General features: G+C 69.2%; 15 protein-coding genes. 13 read left to right on the top strand and 2 right to left on the bottom strand.

Going from position 1 to position 16,756, the window contains the following annotated elements; translation table 11 throughout:
• Window positions 1-117 precede the first annotated feature (117 nt).
• The 8 genes from MUU77_RS15955 to MUU77_RS15920 all read left to right on the top strand — a co-directional run bounded on the left by MUU77_RS15955 (window position 118) and on the right by MUU77_RS15920 (window position 10,356).
• Window positions 118-1,305 carry a CoA transferase gene (locus tag MUU77_RS15955; RefSeq protein WP_245088836.1) on the top strand — a complete coding sequence of 396 codons (1,188 nt, stop codon included), beginning with the start codon at window positions 118-120 and terminating at the stop codon, window positions 1,303-1,305.
• Window positions 1,306-1,425: 120 nt separating this feature from the next.
• Window positions 1,426-2,151, top strand: a complete 726-nt coding sequence (locus MUU77_RS15950) for a TorF family putative porin (RefSeq protein WP_245088834.1) — start codon at window positions 1,426-1,428, stop codon at window positions 2,149-2,151.
• Between the two features lie 120 nt (window positions 2,152-2,271).
• A complete protein-coding gene (gene kdpA, locus MUU77_RS15945) occupies window positions 2,272-4,086 on the top strand; it encodes a potassium-transporting ATPase subunit KdpA (RefSeq protein WP_245088831.1) in 1,815 nt (604 codons plus the stop codon).
• A gap of 10 nt (window positions 4,087-4,096) precedes the next feature.
• A complete protein-coding gene (kdpB, locus tag MUU77_RS15940; protein ID WP_245088828.1) occupies window positions 4,097-6,163 on the top strand; it encodes a potassium-transporting ATPase subunit KdpB in 2,067 nt (688 codons plus the stop codon).
• A 9-nt stretch (window positions 6,164-6,172) separates the two neighbouring features.
• A complete protein-coding gene (gene kdpC, locus MUU77_RS15935; RefSeq protein WP_245088824.1) occupies window positions 6,173-6,775 on the top strand; it encodes a potassium-transporting ATPase subunit KdpC in 603 nt (200 codons plus the stop codon).
• 6 nt (window positions 6,776-6,781) lie between these two features.
• The gene (locus tag MUU77_RS15930) at window positions 6,782-6,937 is read left to right on the top strand and encodes a hypothetical protein (RefSeq protein WP_245088822.1); all 156 of its coding nucleotides are present in this window, start codon (window positions 6,782-6,784) and stop codon (window positions 6,935-6,937) included.
• 57 nt (window positions 6,938-6,994) lie between these two features.
• Window positions 6,995-9,637, top strand: a complete 2,643-nt coding sequence (locus tag MUU77_RS15925; protein ID WP_245088819.1) for a sensor histidine kinase KdpD — start codon at window positions 6,995-6,997, stop codon at window positions 9,635-9,637.
• The gene (locus MUU77_RS15920; protein ID WP_245088817.1) at window positions 9,634-10,356 is read left to right on the top strand and encodes a response regulator transcription factor; all 723 of its coding nucleotides are present in this window, start codon (window positions 9,634-9,636) and stop codon (window positions 10,354-10,356) included. The genes MUU77_RS15925 and MUU77_RS15920 overlap by 4 nt, the downstream gene beginning before the upstream one ends.
• A 296-nt stretch (window positions 10,357-10,652) precedes the next feature.
• Here the strand turns inward: MUU77_RS15920 and MUU77_RS15915 are convergent, their stop codons facing one another.
• Together MUU77_RS15915 and MUU77_RS15910 are read right to left on the bottom strand one after the other, a co-directional pair.
• The gene (locus tag MUU77_RS15915) at window positions 10,653-10,940 is read right to left on the bottom strand and encodes an XRE family transcriptional regulator (RefSeq protein ID WP_245088814.1); all 288 of its coding nucleotides are present in this window, start codon (window positions 10,938-10,940) and stop codon (window positions 10,653-10,655) included.
• Complete coding sequence (locus MUU77_RS15910; protein WP_245094586.1) at window positions 10,937-11,272, bottom strand: type II toxin-antitoxin system RelE/ParE family toxin; 336 nt, start codon at window positions 11,270-11,272, stop codon at window positions 10,937-10,939. The genes MUU77_RS15915 and MUU77_RS15910 overlap by 4 nt, the downstream gene beginning before the upstream one ends.
• A 707-nt stretch (window positions 11,273-11,979) precedes the next feature.
• Between MUU77_RS15910 and dusA the strand changes: the two genes are divergently transcribed.
• The 5 genes from dusA (at window position 11,980) to MUU77_RS15885 (ending at window position 16,735) form a co-directional block, all read left to right on the top strand.
• Window positions 11,980-13,023 (top strand): tRNA dihydrouridine(20/20a) synthase DusA, encoded by a 1,044-nt coding sequence (gene dusA, locus MUU77_RS15905; protein ID WP_256452056.1) that lies wholly within the window; start codon window positions 11,980-11,982, stop codon window positions 13,021-13,023.
• 3 nt (window positions 13,024-13,026) lie between these two features.
• Window positions 13,027-13,950, top strand: coding sequence for an arginine deiminase-related protein (locus tag MUU77_RS15900; protein WP_245088809.1), 924 nt, complete (start codon window positions 13,027-13,029; stop codon window positions 13,948-13,950).
• 147 nt (window positions 13,951-14,097) lie between these two features.
• Complete coding sequence (locus tag MUU77_RS15895) at window positions 14,098-14,493, top strand: hypothetical protein (protein WP_245088806.1); 396 nt, start codon at window positions 14,098-14,100, stop codon at window positions 14,491-14,493.
• 75 nt (window positions 14,494-14,568) lie between these two features.
• Entirely contained in the window at window positions 14,569-15,255 is a 687-nt protein-coding gene (locus MUU77_RS15890; RefSeq protein WP_055937106.1) for a response regulator transcription factor, read from the top strand.
• Window positions 15,256-15,283: 28 nt separating this feature from the next.
• Window positions 15,284-16,735 (top strand): sensor histidine kinase, encoded by a 1,452-nt coding sequence (locus MUU77_RS15885; protein ID WP_245088803.1) that lies wholly within the window; start codon window positions 15,284-15,286, stop codon window positions 16,733-16,735.
• The last annotated feature ends 21 nt before the right edge of the window (window positions 16,736-16,756 follow it).

The raw sequence follows: 16,756 nt of genomic DNA, 5'->3' as shown, positions 1-16,756 counted from the left end.
GCGTGCGCTCGCAAGAATTTGTGGCAGCAGAAGTTACGGCCGCTGGCTGTATCGCGCCCGCCACGTGGCACAGACTGGCCACCGCCGTTGCGGCGACGGCTGAAGGAGCCTCTTCCCATGGACAATCCGTCTCCCTTCCGCTCGCGGCTGCGCACCGGCCCTGCCGGTCCGTTGACCGGCGTAAAGGTGCTGGACCTGAGCGCCTACATCGCCGGGCCCTACGGCTGCACGCTGCTGGCCGACCAGGGCGCCGACGTCATCAAGGTCGAACCGCCCGATGGCGACAACCTGCGCCAGTACCCGTCCACGCTGGAGCGCGAGAGCCGCGCCTTTCTCGGCGTGAACCGCAGCAAGCAGGGCATCGCGCTGGACCTCAAGCGGCCGGCCGACCATGCGGCGCTGCTGCGCCTGGTGCGCGAGGCCGACGTGCTGGTGCACAACTTCCGCCCCAGCGTGCCGAAGCGGCTGGGCATCGATTTCGACCGCATGGCGCTGATCAATCCGCGCCTGATCTACTGCGCGGTGACCGGCTACGGCGAACACGGACCGATGAAGGACAAGGCCGGCTACGACCAGGTGCTGCAGGCCATGACCGGCATGTGCACGCTGCAGGGCAAGCGCGGCGGCGCACCGGAAATCATCTACGGCTCGGTGGTGGACTACTACGCGGCGGCGTTGCTCGCCGCCGGCGTGTCGTCGGCGCTGTACGAGCGCGAACGCAGCGGGCGCGGGCAGTTCGTCGGTATCTCGCTGCTGCGCAGTGCGCTGACCATGCAGTCCGCGCGGATGATCTGGGCCGAAGGCGAGGCGCTCGACATCGGCCGCGACATGCGCTCCGGCGGCGTCACCGGCATCCATCCGGCGCGCGAGGGCTACCTGTACCTGTCCGCCAACACGCCGCGCTTCTGGAAGGCGCTGTGCCGGCTGACCGGCCTGGATGCGCTGGCCGACGATCCGCGCTACGACAGTGTGCGCAAACGTGCGGCACAGGCCGCGGAGATCGTGCCGCAGCTGCATGCTGCGCTGCAGGCGCGCACCGCGATGGAATGGGAGGCGCATTTCGGCGACGAAGTGCCCTGCGCGGCCGCACGCCGCGTGGAGGACATGTTCGAGCACCCGCAGGTGCTGGCCGAGGACATGGTGGCCGAGATCGCCCATCCCGTCGTCGGCAGCTACCGCGGCGTCACCCGGCCGATCGCCTTCGGCCGCACGCCGGGTCCGGCGCCGTTCGCCGCGCCCGTGTTCGACCAGGATGCCGAGCACGTGCTCGGCACGCCGTCACCGCAGGCGCGCACGGCCGGCTGAGGCAGGGCGCGCGGTTTTACGCCGAATTTACGGCGGTTCGCGGGAAGCGCATGGCGGCTTTACGCGGGGCAGGACCAGACTTTCGCGGTCGGCGGAACTCCTCCCGCCAGGATCGCGTCCATGTCTTGCTCGTCGTTCCTCCCGCGCAGCGCGTTGCCTGCGCGTCCTGTCGTTTCCGCTGCCGCCGCCGGCCTGCTGCTGGCGACGGCGTGCACCGCGCAAGCCGCCACCTTCAACGGTTCCGGTGCGCTCACCACCGACTACGTCTGGCGCGGCACCACCCAGACCCAGGGCGACCCGGCCGTGCAGGCGGGATTCAAGGCCACGGCCGACAGCGGCCTGTACGGCGCGGTGTGGGGCTCGAACGTCGAGTTCGCCCCGGAAACCGAGGCCAGCAGCGAGCTGGACGTCACCGTGGGCTGGGGCGGCACGCTGTCGGACGACTGGGCGCTTGATGTCAACCTGACCCACTACCGCTACCCGTCCACCACCGTCGACCTCGACTGGACCGAGGCCATCGGCACGCTGACCTGGAAGCAGAACTACTGGGCGCAGCTGGCGTACTCCACCGAAGCGCTCGCCACCGACGAAACCGGCGCCTACGCGCAGCTGGGCGCCAAGTTTCCGCTGAGCGACCAGCTCCGCCTGGAAGCCGCCGCCGGATACTACTGGCTGGACGACGCCTACGACGACAGCTACGCGCACGCACAGCTGGGCGCGGTGTGGGCGTTCAAGGCACCGTTCGAGCTGCGCGTCACCGCGCACGCCACCGACAGCAGCGCCAAGACGCTGTTCCCCGGCCTGGCCGGCTCGCGCGTGGAAGCGGCGCTGCAGGCCTCGTTCTGACGGCGGCCGTGCTCGCGTCCTTCCTCTACCTGTTGCTGGGGCTGGCGGGCCTGCTCGCCGGCGCCGGTCTTCTGTTCCTGCTGATCACGCGGCGTGCACGCACGCCGATGGACGACTCCCATGACTGAATTCCTCCTTGTTTTCGCGCTGGCGATCGCGCTGGGCTGGCCATTGGGCCGCTACCTGGCCGCAGTGATGCGCGGCGCCCCGATGCGCGGCGACCGGCTGTTCGGCTTCATCGAACGTCCCCTGTACCGCCTGCTCGGCGTCGATCCTTCGCAGGGCATGGGCTGGAAGGGCTACGCCAAGGCCTTCCTGCTGAGCAACGTGGTGCTGGGCGTGATCGTCTGGGTCGTGCTGATGACCCAGGCCTGGCTGCCGCTCAATCCCAATGGCATCCCCAACATGCGCTGGGACCTGGCGCTGCACACCATGGTGTCGTTCCTCACCAACACCAACCAGCAGCACTACTCCGGCCAGGCGCAGCTGTCGTACCTGGCGCACGCCAGCGCGATCGTCGGCCTGCAGGTGGTCACGCCGATGATGGGCCTGGCCCTGGTCGCCGCCACGTTGCGCGGCCTGTTCGGTGGGCGAGCGGGCGCAGGCTCGTCCGATGCCCTGTCGGCATCGGACGCGACCGTGAGCGCCCGGGCAGGGATGGCCGGGCAGGACGCTCCAGAACAGGTACTGTCCCGCCATGGACGGCAGCCGCGCGACATGCCGAAGCAGGGTCGCGGCGACGCCGATGTCGGCAACTACTGGGCCGACGTCATCCGTCCCACCGTGCGCTTCCTGCTGCCGCTGTGCCTGGTGTGGTCGCTGGCGCTGACCAGCCAGGGCGTGCCGGCCACGCTGGACGGCGGCCCCGTCGCCACGCCCATCGACGCTTCCGCCGGCATGGCCGAGCAGAAGATCGCGCTGGGTCCGGTGGCTCCGATGGTCGCGGTGAAGCAACTGGGCACCAACGGTGGCGGCTGGTACGGCCCCAACAGCGCCGTGCCGCTGGAGAATCCCACCCCGTTCTCCAACCTGCTGGAAACGCTGGCCCTGATCCTCATCCCCGTCAGCATCGCCTTCATGGTGGGCAGCTTCACCGGGCGCAGGAAGTTCACCGCGCTGGTGTTCGGCACCATGCTGACGATGTCGCTGGTGTCCGCGGGCGCGGCCGTGTGGTCCGAAAGCCTGTCGGGCACGTCCAGCGACATCGCGCTGATGGAGGGCAAGGAAGTGCGCTTCGGTGCCGCCCCGTCCGCGCTGTGGGCGGCCTTCACGACGCAGACCTCGAACGGCTCGGTCAATGCGATGCACGACTCGCTGGCGCCGCTGACCGGCCTGGTGACGATCAGCAACATGCTGGTGAACGCCATCTGGGGCGGCATCGGCTGCGGCCTGCAGCAGTTCCTTGTCTATCTGCTGCTCAGCGTGTTCCTCGCCGGCCTGATGACCGGCCGCACGCCGGAACTGTTCGGCCGCAAGATCGAAGCGCATGAAGTGAAGCTGCTGGCCGCGCTGGTGCTGCTGCAGCCGCTGGCGCTGCTGGCCTTCACCGCCATCACGCTGGCGGTGCCGGCGATCACCGGTAACTCCAACCCGTCGTTCCACGGCATCAGCCAGGTGTTCTACGAATACGTTTCAGCATTCGCCAACAACGGTTCCGGCTTCGAAGGCCTGGGCGATGCGACGTACTGGTGGAACCTCAGCGCGTCGCTGATGCTGGCGCTGGGTCGCTATCCCGCGCTGATCATCCCGCTGGCCATCGCCGGTTCGCTGGCGCGCAAGCGCGCCACGCCCGAAGGCCCCGGCACCCTCAAGGCGGAAACCCCGACCTTCGCGCTCACCCTGATCGCCGTGGTCGTCATCCTGACCCTGCTGCAGTTCATGCCCGTGCTGGTCCTCGGCCCCGTCGCCGACCACCTGGCCCTGAGCGCGCTCTGAGAACACCGACATGACGCATTCCGCCTCTTCCCCACGCCACGCCGGCCGTACGCCGGCCCTACTCGACAGTGCGGGTTTCCGCGCCGCCGTCATCGGCTCCTTCACCAAACTGGCCCCGCAGCATGCCTTCAAGAACCCGGTGATGGCCGTGGTCTGGCTGGGCACGCTGCTGACCGCCGGCCTCACCCTGGCCGGCAGCACCCGCCCGGGCATCGGCTGGGCGGTGACCGCGCTGCTGTTCATCACCGTCCTGTTCGCCAACTTCGCCGAGGCCGTGGCCGAGGCACGCGGCCGCGGCCAGGCGGCCTCGCTGCGCCGCGCCCGCAAGGACCTGGTGGCGCGCCGCATCGACACCCCGCTGGGCGGCGCCGAGCGCCGCCTGCCCGCGGCCGAACTGAAGCCGGGCGACTACGTCATCGTCTCCGCGGGCGAACAGATCCCGGCCGACGGCGAGATCGTCAAGGGCCTGGCCACGATCAACGAATCCGCCGTCACCGGCGAGTCCGCGCCGGTATTGCGCGAAGCCGGCACCGACCGCAGCGGCGTGATCGGCGGCACCCAGGTGCTGTCCGACGAGATCGTGGTGAAGATCACCGCCGAGCCCGGCCACAGCTTCCTGGACCGCATGATCTCGCTGGTCGAAGGCGCCAACCGGCAGAAGACCCCGAACGAGATCGCACTCGGCCTGCTGCTGCTGACGATGACGCTGACCTTCCTCATCGTCGTGGTCACGCTGCCCTTCATCGCCGGCTTCGTCGGCGCCAGGCTCGATCCGCTGCTGCTGGTCGCGCTGCTGGTCTGCCTGATTCCGACCACCATCGGCGGCCTGCTTCCTGCCATCGGCATCGCCGGCATGAACCGCGCGCTGGCCGCCAACGTGCTGGCCAAGTCGGGCAAGGCGGTCGAAGTGGCGGGCGACGTCGACGTGCTGCTGCTGGACAAGACCGGCACCATCACCCACGGCGACCGTCAGGCCACGTTGTTCCACCCGCTGGCCGGCATCGACCATGAGCAGCTGCGCGATGCCGCCATGCTGTCCTCGCTGGCCGACCCCACGCCGGAAGGCAAGTCCATCGTGCGGCTGGCGCGCGAGCAGGGCGCGACGCTGGTGGAGCCGGCCCATGCGCACTTCGTCGCCTTCACCGCGCAGACCCGCATGTCCGGCGTGGACCTGGCGGGTACCGGCCCCGGCCGTGCGCGCCGCATCCGCAAGGGCGCAGCCGACGCCATCCTCGAACACGTGCAGGCCAATGGCGGAACCGCACCGGCCGAACTCGCCGCAGGGGTCGAACAGGTCGCCCGCAATGGCGCCACCCCGCTGGTCGTCAGCGACGGCCACCACGTGCTGGGCGTGGTGGAACTGTCCGACGTGGTCAAGCACGGCATCAAGGAGAAGTTCGCCCACATGCGCGCCATGGGCATCCGCACGGTGATGATCACCGGCGACAACCCGCTGACCGCCGCCGCCATCGCCGCCGAGGCGGGCGTGGACGACTACATCGCCCAGGCCCGCCCCGAGGACAAGCTGGCGCGCATCCGCCAGGAACAGGCCGGCGGCCGGCTGGTCGCCATGGTCGGCGACGGCACCAACGACGCGCCCGCACTGGCGCAGGCCGACGTGGGCCTGGCGATGAACTCCGGCACACAGGCGGCGAAGGAAGCCGGCAACATGGTCGACCTGGACTCCGATCCGGCCAAGCTGCTGGAGGTCGTGGAAGTCGGCAAGCAGCAGCTGATCACGCGCGGCGCGCTGACCACGTTCTCGCTGGCCAACGATGTGTCGAAGTATTTCGCCATCCTGCCGGCGCTGTTCGCCGCCGCCATCCCGTCGATGGGCGCGCTCGACGTGATGCGGCTTTCCAGCCCGACGAATGCCGTGCTGGCGGCGCTGATCTTCAACGCCATCATCATCCCGCTGCTGATCCCGCTGGCGCTGCGCGGCGTGCGCTTCCGCCCGGCCGGCGCCACCGCGCTGCTGCGCCGGAACATGCTGGTCTACGGCGTGGGCGGCGTGCTGCTGCCGTTCGCTGCGATCAAGCTCATCGACCTGTTGCTGGCCGCCGTCATCGGCGCCTGAGGACTTCCCATGACCACCTCTTCTCCTTCTTCCACCGCCGCAGCGCCGGTCTGGCGCCCGGCCCTCGTGCTGGCCGGCGTGACCCTGCTCGGTTTCGGTCTGCTGTACTCCCTGGCCGGCGCCGGCCTGGGCCGCATGCTGTTCCCGCACCAGGCCACCGGCAGCCTGATCGAACGCGACGGCAAGGTGGTCGGTTCCTCGCTGGTCGCCCAGCCGTTCGCCGACGACCGCTACTTCCAGTCGCGTCCCTCCGCGGCGAAGTACGACGTGATGGCGCTGGCCGGCAGCAACCAGGCCCGTACCAACCCCGACCTGCGCAGCCGTATCGATGAAGCGCGGGCCGCGGTCGCTGCGCGCGAGGGCGTGGCGCCCGACGCGGTACCCAGCGACCTTGTGACCCAGTCCGGCGGCGGCATCGACCCGCATCTCTCACCGGCCGCGGTGCAGATCCAGGTTGCCCGCGTGGCCCGCGCGCGCGGCCTGCCGGTGGACGAGGTCGAACGACGGGTCGCGACCCACACCGAGTCCCCGCAGTTCGGCCTGCTCGGCGCGCCGCGCATCAATGTGCTGGAACTCAACCTGGCCCTGGACGGGGCGCGAGAACCGGAGTGATGCACCATGGAACATGATCGATGTCAGAAGGGGCTGGCCGGCCGCAGGCGGCGCCTCGGCGCCTGGCGCCGCGAGCTGGCGTTCCGGGCCGCCCTCTTGATGGCCGCCATCGGCTATGCCTTGGTGGTCATGGCGCTGGCCCACCATATGCCACTGCGCTGACCGCATTCCGGATGCGGCACGCGATGGGCGCACCACGACAACAGGCAGAATAGGCCCATGACCGATGCCCGACACCGCCAGGCCGATGCCCTGATCGACCACCTGCAGCGCGAACGGAGCGGGCGGCTGACGATCTTCCTGGGCGCCGCGCCCGGCGTGGGCAAGACCTACACCATGCTGTCGCGCGCCCGCGAACTGCGGCGGCAGGGACGGGACGTGGTGGTCGGCATCGTCGAGACCCACGGGCGCGGGGAGACCGCCGCTCTGACCGAGGGGCTGGAGATCCTGCCGCGCAGGCGCGTGGCCTACCAGGGCCGCTGGCTGGAGGAGATGGACCTGGACGCGCTGCTGGCGCGGCGCCCGCAGATCGCACTGGTGGACGAGCTGGCCCACCGCAATGCACCCGGCAGCCGCCACGAGCGGCGCTGGCAGGACGTCATCGAACTGCTCGATGCCGGCATCGACGTGCACACCACCATCAACATCCAGCACCTGGAGAGCCTCAACGACGTCGTCCACCGGATCACCGGCGTACGCGTCAGCGAGACCGTGCCGGATGCGGTGTTCGACCGCCTGCGCGACATCGTGCTGGTCGATCTGCCGCCGCGCGAACTGATCGAGCGCCTGCACCAAGGCAAGGTCTATCTGCCGGAACAGGCATCGCAGGCGCTGCAGGCGTTCTTCTCGCCGTCCAACCTGATCGCGCTGCGCGAACTGGCCATGCAGACCGCGGCCGACCGCGTCGACGCCGACCTGCGCGAAGACCAGGCGGCGCGCGGCCTGCCGGGCATGCCGCTGCGCCGGCGCGTGCTGGTGGCGATCGACGGCCTGGGCCAGTCCGAGTACCTGGTGCGCGCGGCACGCCGCATCGCCGAGCGTCGCGACGCACCGTGGAGCGTGGTGACCGTGCAGGTGTCCGATACGGTGGACGAGGTGCGCCAGCGCGAGATCGACCAGGCGTTCGCGCTGGCGCGCCGGCTGGGCGCGGAGACCGACGTACTGCGCGGCACGCGCATCGCCGACGCGCTGCTCGACCACGCCACCCAGAACGGTGCTTCCACCCTGGTGCTCGGGCGCACGCGGGAGCGGCCGGTGGCGCGCATGTTCAACCGTACGCTGACCCAGCAACTGCTGCAGCGTGGCGCGCACTACGAACTGGTCATCATCAGCACGCCGGAGGCCCGCGCACGGGCGCGCCGTGGAGGCCCGCGGCCCTGGGACCTGCTGGGCCGGCACGACCTGGCTTTCGCCGTCATGGCGTCGGTGCTGGCGGTCGGCGTGGCGGCCGTCGCGGAGCGCTGGGTGGGCCTGGACGATCTGTCGATGGTGTTCATCGTCGCGGTGGTGCTGGTGGCGGCGCGCACGCGGATGACCGCCTCGGTGGTGGCCGCGCTGTTGAGTTTCCTGGCCTACAACTTCTTCTTCATCGAGCCGCGCTTCACCTTCAACATCGGCGCGCGCCAGGGCGTGACCACGGTGTTCCTGTTCCTGGTGGCGGCGCTGGTCGCCGGGCGCCTGGCCTCGCGCCTGCGCATGCAGGTGGTGGCCCTGCGCGCGGCGAACGCGCAGGCCACCGCGCTACAGGCGCTCGCCCGCGACCTGGCCGGTGCGGCGGACCTGGGGCAGGTGCTGGCCGCGGGTCGCAAGGCGCTGGCGCGCGCGTTGTCGGCCGAAGCGTGGCTGCGTGTGCAGGGACGGGAGGAGCCGGACGGCGTCGCGCTTAGCGAGATTGATCGCGCCGCCGCGGACTGGGCGCAACAGCATGGCCAGCCTACCGGGCGCCACACCGACACGCTGGCCGGCGCGGGGCGCTGGTTCCTGCCGCTGCGCGGCGATCGCGGCAGCCTGGGCGTGCTGGGGCTGCGCTTCGACCACGACGTGCGCCTGCTGCCGGAACAGCGCCGGCTGGCCGAGGCGATGGCCGAGGACATCGCGCAGGCGGTCGTGCGCACGCGCCTGGTCGCCGAACTGGAAGACGCGCGCGTCAGCGGCGAGACCGAACGCCTGCGGTCGGCGCTGCTGTCTTCGGTGTCGCACGACCTACGCTCGCCGCTGGCGTCGATGATCGGTTCGGCCAGCAGCCTGGCCAGTTACTGGGACGCAATGGGGGGCGAGGACCGGCGCGCGCTGCTGGAGACCATCCAGCAGGAAGGCGAGCGCCTGGACCGCTACATCCAGAACCTGCTGGACATGACACGCCTCGGCCATAGCGGATTGACGCTCAACCGCGACTGGATCGGCGTGGACGAACTGCTCGGTTCGGCGGTGCAGCGCCTGCAGCGCTACCAGCCGGGCGTCCATGTGCAGACCACGGTGGCGCCGGACCTGCCGGCGATCTGGGTGCACCCGGCGCTGATCGAGCAGGCGGTGTTCAACGTGCTGGAGAACGCGGCGAAGTTCTCTCCGCCGGGCGAACCGGTGCGGATCGACGCAAAGCTCGTCGACGGCGCGCTGCGCATCGACGTGCGCGACCGCGGGCCCGGTATTCCGGAAGACGAACGCGCGCGCATCTTCGACATGTTCTACAGCGTGGAGCGTGGCGACCGCGGCCGGCAGGGCACCGGCCTGGGGCTGGCGATCTGCCAGGGCATGGTGGGCGCCCACGGCGGCAGCGTGCAGGCATTGCCGGGGGCCGATGGCCGCGGCACCGTGATCCGGATTACCCTGCCGCTGCTCACCCCCGCCCAGGAGCCGGTTTGACGTACACCGCGCCACCGCCCGCATCCGCACCGCCGCCGCGCATCCTGGTGATCGACGACGAGCCGCAGATCCGGCGCTTCCTCGACATCAGCCTGCGTGCGCAGGGTTACGTGGTGGCGACGGCCGGAAGCGGGCGCGCCGGCCTGGCCGAGCTGGCCGCGCACGGCGCCGACCTGGTGGTGCTGGACATCGGCCTGCCGGACCTGGACGGCCACGGTGTGTTGAGCGAACTGCGCCAGTGGTCGCAGGTGCCGGTGATCATGTTGACCGTGCGCGACGGCGAGGCGGAGAAGGTGGCCGCACTCGACGGCGGCGCCAACGACTACGTCACCAAGCCCTTCGGCGTACAGGAACTGATGGCGCGCATCCGCAGCCTGCTGCGCGCGCGCATCGCCCCCGCGGACGCGGCGATGCCGGTGTTCGACGACGGCCGCCTGCATGTGGACCTGGGCCGCCGCGAAGTGACGCTGGACGGCGAACCGTTGGCGCTGAGCCGCAAGGAGTTCGCCCTGCTGGCGCTGCTGCTGCAGCACGCCGGTCGCGTGGTCACCCAGCCGCAGCTGCTGCGCGAACTCTGGGGCCCCGATCACCAGGACGACACCCACTACCTGCGCATCCTGGTGGGCAAGCTGCGCCAGAAGCTGCGCGACGACGCCACTGCGCCGCGCTACATCGCGACCGAGCCTGGGGTGGGGTTGAGGTTCGTGGCGCGGGAGTGAGCACGGGGACGCACTCTACAACGACGGCATGACGTCCCCACGAGGGACGCCATCGAAAAACCGCAAGGGTTCCTTCCCAGGCGTGAATGGACGGATCGCTTTCGATGGCCTTTCAGATCCCAGCAGATGGCAGCTCTCCGGAGCGTCGAGCTTCCAAATTGAAATCGCTGTTAGAGCGGAAGCCCTGAAAGGGCCGCGCTTGCCGCCAAGCACAGGGAATGCCAAGGGCGGCTGTTATGGCGGTGACGAGAGAGGGATGATTGCTTCAAAATCCCTATGAAAGCCAATGTCCGTGTCTAGGCGGCCTCAAGTTCGATATGAACTTGCTGACCCAGGGCAAAAGCGATGTTCACCAGCGCATCGAGCGAGAACCGCGAAATGCGACCACGCAGCAGATCATTGATGCGCGGCTGGGTGATGCCGCAACGCTCCGCCGCCGCGGCCTGCGTCCAGCCACTTTCCTGGATCAGCGAAGCGATCTTGCGCATCAACTCGGCGCGCACCTTGAGGTTGGCGGCTTCCTCGGCGGTGTCGGCCAGCGCATCCCAGACGCTGGCGTACCGCTCGTTCTTCGTCTTGGTCATGGCTGCTTCCTGGTCAGTTGGGCGAAGCGTTGCTTCGCCAGTTCGATATCGCGTTTCGATGTGGCCTGCGTCTTCTTCTGAAAGGCATGGAGCACGTAGACCGCATTGGCCAGACGAGCGGTGTAGATGACGCGATAGGTGCCTGCGTCGTCCCATATCCGGATCTCTTCGACGCCCCTGCCGATCGAGGGCATGGGCTTGAAGTCGTCCGGCTGCAGCCCGTGCTGCACGCGGTCCAGTTGGTAGCCGACGTCCTGCTTCGCGTCATCGGGAAATTCCCGGAGGCGATCCAGGGAATCTCCCAGGAACTCGACTGGCTTGATGGGCACAATTATATCCGTATTGATATAAATGGCAAATTGACTACGCCGAGACGGTCCTGTTGCTCGTTCCCCGACATGCTTGGGTGGGACGTACGTGTGCTGCTTCAGGGTCGTCCAGCACGCGTGCAAGGTGAACTGGACGGCCTCCGGGATGTCGTAACCGCGTTCGAACAGGCGCGAGGTGGCTTCGTGTTGGAGTTCGTGGAAACGCAATGCCGACGGACACGGCGCCTGCGGGCACGGGTAGCGTTGGCGCCCACCGGCCTGGGGTTGTAAGGGAGCACGCGCGGATCGGGGATCGGCGTGCCGTCCACATCTTCGATCGCAACCCTGGCTGTCGGTCGACGATGTCCCAAGCTTCGGACAGCATGCAGAACGCGCGGCGATTGCCGACCCTCTTGATCTTCTTCCCGTACCACTCCAGCACCCCGGCGAGGGTCAGCCCTTGCCCCGCGGCTCGCCATTGGCCCGCATCGGGTCCAGCTCGGCTTCCCGGCGCGGCATCCATTCGGCGGCCAGCGGGCGGCGATCAGGCCTCTCCGACCCGGAGTGGAGGCACGTGCCCTGCCGGTGGATACGGATGGGGGCGGTGTACCCTAATGATCCGCCTTGGCGACGGCGGCTGACGAGGGCACCCATGCGGGCGATGCTACCTGAGCCCTGCGTGGCAATCAGCGTGGCAATCCCAGCCCGAAAACCGCCGAAATTGACTGATCATGAGCGCAACAGAGCAACAGAAAGAACGAGACAACGCCTTGGATTCTTGCGAAAAATCGCGCTATGAAGCGTCCCTGCGCCTGTCCGTCGCCCCCATGATGGACTGGACTGACACGCATTGCCGGGTGTTCCACCGGCTGCTGGCGCCCAATGCGCGGCTGTATACCGAGATGGTGCATGCGCAGGCGGTGATCCATGGCGACCGCGACCGCCTGCTGGGCTTCGATGCCGGCGAGCATCCGGTGGCCGTGCAGCTGGGCGGCAGCGAACCGGCGCACCTGGCGCAGGCGGCGCGCATCGCACAGGAATGGGGTTACGACGAGGTGAACCTCAACGTCGGCTGCCCGTCTGACCGCGTGCAGGCAGGGCGGTTCGGCGCCTGCCTGATGAAGGAACCCGCCTTGGTGGCCGCGTGCGTGGCGGCGATGATCGATGCCGTCGACATTCCCGTCACCGTGAAGTGCCGTCTGGGTGTGGATGAACAGGAGGACTACGACCTGTTCCGCGCCTTCATCGATACCGTGGCGGCGACCGGCTGCAACGTGTTCTTCGTGCATGCGCGCAAGGCATGGCTGCAGGGGCTGTCGCCGAAGGAGAACCGCGAGATCCCGCCGCTGCGCTACGACTGGGCCTACCGCCTCAAGCGCGAGCGGCCGGAACTGACGGTGGCCATCAACGGCGGCATCACCACGACCGCGCAGGTGCACGAGCACCTGCAGCACAGCGATGGCGTGATGATCGGCCGTGCGGCGTACCACGAGCCCTACGTACTGCATGAAATGCAGGCGGCGCTGTTCGCTGGCGGGATCGCGCCGCGCGCGGACCTGCTGCGCGCGTGGCGGCCCTATGTCGAGGCGCAGCTGGCGAAGGGCGTGGCGCTGAAGCACCTGACCCGGCACGTGCTGGGGCTGTTCCATGCGCAGCCGGGCGGACGCGCGTTCCGGCAGATCCTCAGCGAAGGCGCGCACAAGCCCGGTGCGGACTGGTCGCTGGTGGAGCAGGCGCTGGCAGCGACCACGCGCGAACTGCGGCCGGCGGCCTGAGTCGTGATCACCCGCGACATCGCGGCCTTCACCACCCATGCCAGCATGCTGGCGCCGGACTTCGGCGCGGCGACGGCACGCGCGGCCTTCCTGGTTTCGCCGGAGGGCTTCATGCGGGCGGAGCAATCCGCGCAGGACAACCGCTACATGGCCGGCGCCGGCGCGTTCGATGCGGAGGCGGCGTTGCGCGAGCACCGGGCGTTGCACCGCGCGCTGTCGCAGGACGTGCCCGTCGTCTGTTTCCCCGGCGATCCCGCGACGCCGGACGCGGTATTCCCGAACAACGTGTTCGCCACCGCACGCGTCGGCGGCGAGCCACGGTTGATCGTGGGCCGCATGCGCCACCCCGTACGTCAGCGGGAAGCGGCACGGCCGGATATCCGCGGGTACTTCCGTAACGTGCTGGGCTATGCGGAGACCGACCTGTCCGGCCAGCCGCACCCCTGCGAACTGACCGGCGCGCTGGTCATCGACCGCGCGCGCGGCATCGGCTTCTGCGGCCTGTCCGAGCGCTGCGACGAAGCCGGCGCGGCACTGATGCACGCGGCGTTCGGGCTGCGTGCCACGCTGATGTTCGACCTGGCGCCCGGCGAGTACCACACCAATGTGCTGCTCGCCGTGCTGGCCGGCCGGGCGGCCCTGGTCTGTCCGCACGCGCTGCAGGGCGATGTCTCCGGGGTCCTGCATGCGCTGTATGGGCCGCATGTCGTGGTGCTGTCGCCGGCCGAGCAGGCCGCCTTTGCCGGCAATGCGATCGCCCTGACCGAGCAGTCGGTATGGATGAGCCGGCGGGCCCGCGAGGCGCTCCATGCCGCCACCCTGGCGCAGCTGGAAGCGGGGGCGGCCTTCGCGGTCCGCAGCGTGCCGCTGGAGGCCATCGAGGCAGGGGGCGGATCGCTAAGGTGTTGTGTGGCCGAGATTTTCTGAGCATTCAGCTGCCTGAATGCGCGTCGTCGCGCTGTGGATAAATTCAGAACGGATTCACTGCTGCGGACCAAGACTGCGCTTCCATTCTCCAGAGGCGGTTTCGGGTTTCGTTCAGTTTCGCGACCCCAGTTCCGTTACGATTCCGTTATGCGCTTCCGTACTCCGATCCTCGCCGCCGCCGCCCTGGCGGCCCTCGCCACTGTCGCCGGAACCCCGGGGGCGCTGGCGCAGGATGAGCAGGGCCGTGGCGATGGGCCGCCCCCGCGCGAGCGGGCGTTCCCGCGTGCCGAAGAGCGTGCCCACCGTTCGTCGATGTCGGACTCGGTGCGGCGCGTGCGCAACGAAACCGGCGGCCAGGTGCTGAGCGTCGAACGGCTGCAGTACGACGGCCGCGAAATCAACCGGGTGAAGTACGTGGACGACCGTGGCCGGGTGCGGACCATGGACGATGCCGGCCCCGCCCGGCGCGGTGCCGATGCGCCCGCGCGTCCGCGCCGGGACATGACCCAGCCTCCACGCGGCGATAACCCCCCGCGCCCGTAGTCTTACGTAGAATCACGGCTCACACGAGCACGTCCCGCGCGGCCTGGCGCCGCGCCGCATTCCCAAGGAGAGTCCATGCGTATCCTGCTGGTCGAAGACGAAGCCCCCCTGCGTGAAACCCTTGCCGCGCGCCTGAAGCGCGAAGGCTTCGCGGTGGACGCGGCCCAGGATGGCGAGGAAGGCCTGTACATGGGTCGCGAAGTGCCGTTCGACGTGGGCATCATCGACCTGGGCCTGCCGAAGATGTCGGGCATGGAACTGATCAAGGCCCTGCGGGACGAGGGCAAGAAGTTCCCGGTGCTCATCCTGACCGCGCGTTCGAGCTGGCAGGACAAGGTCGAGGGCCTGAAGCAGGGCGCCGACGACTACTTGGTCAAGCCGTTCCATGTCGAGGAACTGCTGGCGCGCGTCAACGCGCTGCTGCGGCGCGCCGCCGGCTGGAGCAAGCCCACGCTGGAATGCGGCCCGGTCGCGCTCGACCTGGCGGCGCAGACCGTCAGCGTCAACGGCAGCAACGTGGACCTGACCAGCTACGAGTACAAGGTGCTCGAATACCTGATGATGCATGCCGGCGAACTGGTCTCGAAGGCGGACCTGACCGAGCACATCTACCAGCAGGACTTCGACCGCGATTCCAACGTGCTGGAAGTCTTCATCGGCCGCCTGCGCAAGAAGCTGGACCCGGATGGCGAGCTGAAGCCCATCGAGACCGTGCGCGGCCGCGGCTACCGTTTCGCCATCCCGCGCAGCGGCGAAGGCTGATGCATCGCGCCGGCATCGCCTGCACTTGATGCCCGCGCCCCCCTCCGGCGCCGCACCTCCCGCCCCCGTCGGCCGTGACCGGTTCGACGGGTGGCGGCCGCGTTCGTTGCGTGCGCGCCAGCTGCTGGCCGCCAGCCTGGCGCTGCTCGCGTTCCTGGCCCTGGCCGGTTACGCGCTGGACCGTGCCTTCGTCGACACCGCCGAAGACAACCTGCGGCAACGCCTGAAGAGTTACGCGCTGTACTACACCGACAAGGTGGAGTTCGGCCGCAACGGCACGCTCATTCCGCCGTACAACACGCCCGATCCGCGCTTCGACATGCCCGACAGCGGCATGTACGCGCAGGTGGTGCTGCAGGGCGTGCCGCCGTGGGGGTCGAATTCCACGCTCGGCCCCGAGCTGCCGGTGCCTCAGCTGCTGGGTGCGCTGGAGGAGTCGTTCGAGGGGCCGCTGCCGATCCGCCGCGCCGACGGCAGCGAGAGCCAGGCCTACCGCTACGGCGTGGGATACGCATGGCCCGCCACCCACCAGCACGCCGAGATCCCCTACAGCATCTACATCCTGGAGGACGCCCAGGCGCTGAGCGCGCAGATCCGCGTGTTCCGCGGCTCGCTGTGGGTCTATCTGGGCGGCGCGGGCGTGATCCTGCTGCTGCTGCAGATGCTGGTGCTGCGGTGGAGCCTGCGCCCGCTGCGGCGCGTCATCTTCGAACTCAGCCGCGTGCAGCGCGGCGAGCTGTCCGGGATGACCGAAAGCCATCCGCGCGAACTGGAGCCGCTGACCGACAGCATCAACGCCTTCATCGAGAGCGAACGCGAGAACCTGGAGCGCCAGCGCAACACCCTGGCCGACCTGGCGCACAGCCTGAAGACGCCCATCGCGGTGCTGCGCACGCAGCTGGACAACAGTACCGATCCGGATGCGCTGCGCCAGGAACTGGACGTGCAGCTCAAGCGCATGAACAACCTGGTGTCCTACCAGCTGGCACGCGCGGCTTCCAGCGGCCACAAGCTGTTTTCGGCGGCGGTGGAGATCGAGCCCCACGCCGAAGAGATCGTGCGCGGGCTGGAGAAGGTCTATGCGTCCAAGGGCGTGATCTGCGAGTTCGAGATCGACCCGCGCGCGCGCTTCCACGGCGAGACCGGCGACTTGCAAGAACTGATCGGCAACCTGCTGGAGAACGCCTTCAAGTGGGCGCGCTCGCGGGTGCTGCTGACGGTGGAGGTGGGCGCGGTGGCGCCGCAGCGGCGCCCGGGACTGTTCCTGGCGGTGGACGATGACGGTCCCGGCATCGCCGAGGAGGATGTGGCCAAGGTGCTGCAGCGTGGCGTGCGCGGCGACGAACGCGTGCAGGGGCACGGCATCGGCCTGTCGATCGTGCAGGACCTGATCCGCGACTACCGCGGCGAGCTGCAGGTGAAGCGTTCGCAAGAGCTGGGTGGCGCCCGCTTCGAAGTGCGCCTGCCGCCGGGCCTGTAACCGGTCGCCCGAAGGATGCCG

The sequence above is a fragment of the Pseudoxanthomonas sp. F37 genome (assembly GCF_022965755.1).
Classification (GTDB): Bacteria; Pseudomonadota; Gammaproteobacteria; order Xanthomonadales; family Xanthomonadaceae; genus Pseudoxanthomonas_A.
This window is presented reverse-complemented; position numbering and strand designations above follow the sequence as displayed.

Excerpts from the sequence above, each read along its gene's own strand:
- MUU77_RS15955 (WP_245088836.1), top strand. The coding sequence starts at position 118 with ATGGACAATCCGTCTCCCTTCCGCTCGCGGCTGCGCACCGGCCCTGCC.
- MUU77_RS15950 (WP_245088834.1), top strand. The coding sequence starts at position 1,426 with ATGTCTTGCTCGTCGTTCCTCCCGCGCAGCGCGTTGCCTGCGCGTCCT.
- kdpA (WP_245088831.1), top strand. The coding sequence starts at position 2,272 with ATGACTGAATTCCTCCTTGTTTTCGCGCTGGCGATCGCGCTGGGCTGG.
- kdpB (WP_245088828.1), top strand. The coding sequence starts at position 4,097 with ATGACGCATTCCGCCTCTTCCCCACGCCACGCCGGCCGTACGCCGGCC.
- kdpC (WP_245088824.1), top strand. The coding sequence starts at position 6,173 with ATGACCACCTCTTCTCCTTCTTCCACCGCCGCAGCGCCGGTCTGGCGC.
- MUU77_RS15930 (WP_245088822.1), top strand. The coding sequence starts at position 6,782 with ATGGAACATGATCGATGTCAGAAGGGGCTGGCCGGCCGCAGGCGGCGC.
- MUU77_RS15925 (WP_245088819.1), top strand. The coding sequence starts at position 6,995 with ATGACCGATGCCCGACACCGCCAGGCCGATGCCCTGATCGACCACCTG.
- MUU77_RS15915 (WP_245088814.1), bottom strand. The coding sequence starts at position 10,940 with ATGACCAAGACGAAGAACGAGCGGTACGCCAGCGTCTGGGATGCGCTG.
- dusA (WP_256452056.1), top strand. The coding sequence starts at position 11,980 with ATGAGCGCAACAGAGCAACAGAAAGAACGAGACAACGCCTTGGATTCT.
- MUU77_RS15895 (WP_245088806.1), top strand. The coding sequence starts at position 14,098 with ATGCGCTTCCGTACTCCGATCCTCGCCGCCGCCGCCCTGGCGGCCCTC.
- MUU77_RS15890 (WP_055937106.1), top strand. The coding sequence starts at position 14,569 with ATGCGTATCCTGCTGGTCGAAGACGAAGCCCCCCTGCGTGAAACCCTT.
- MUU77_RS15885 (WP_245088803.1), top strand. The coding sequence starts at position 15,284 with ATGCCCGCGCCCCCCTCCGGCGCCGCACCTCCCGCCCCCGTCGGCCGT.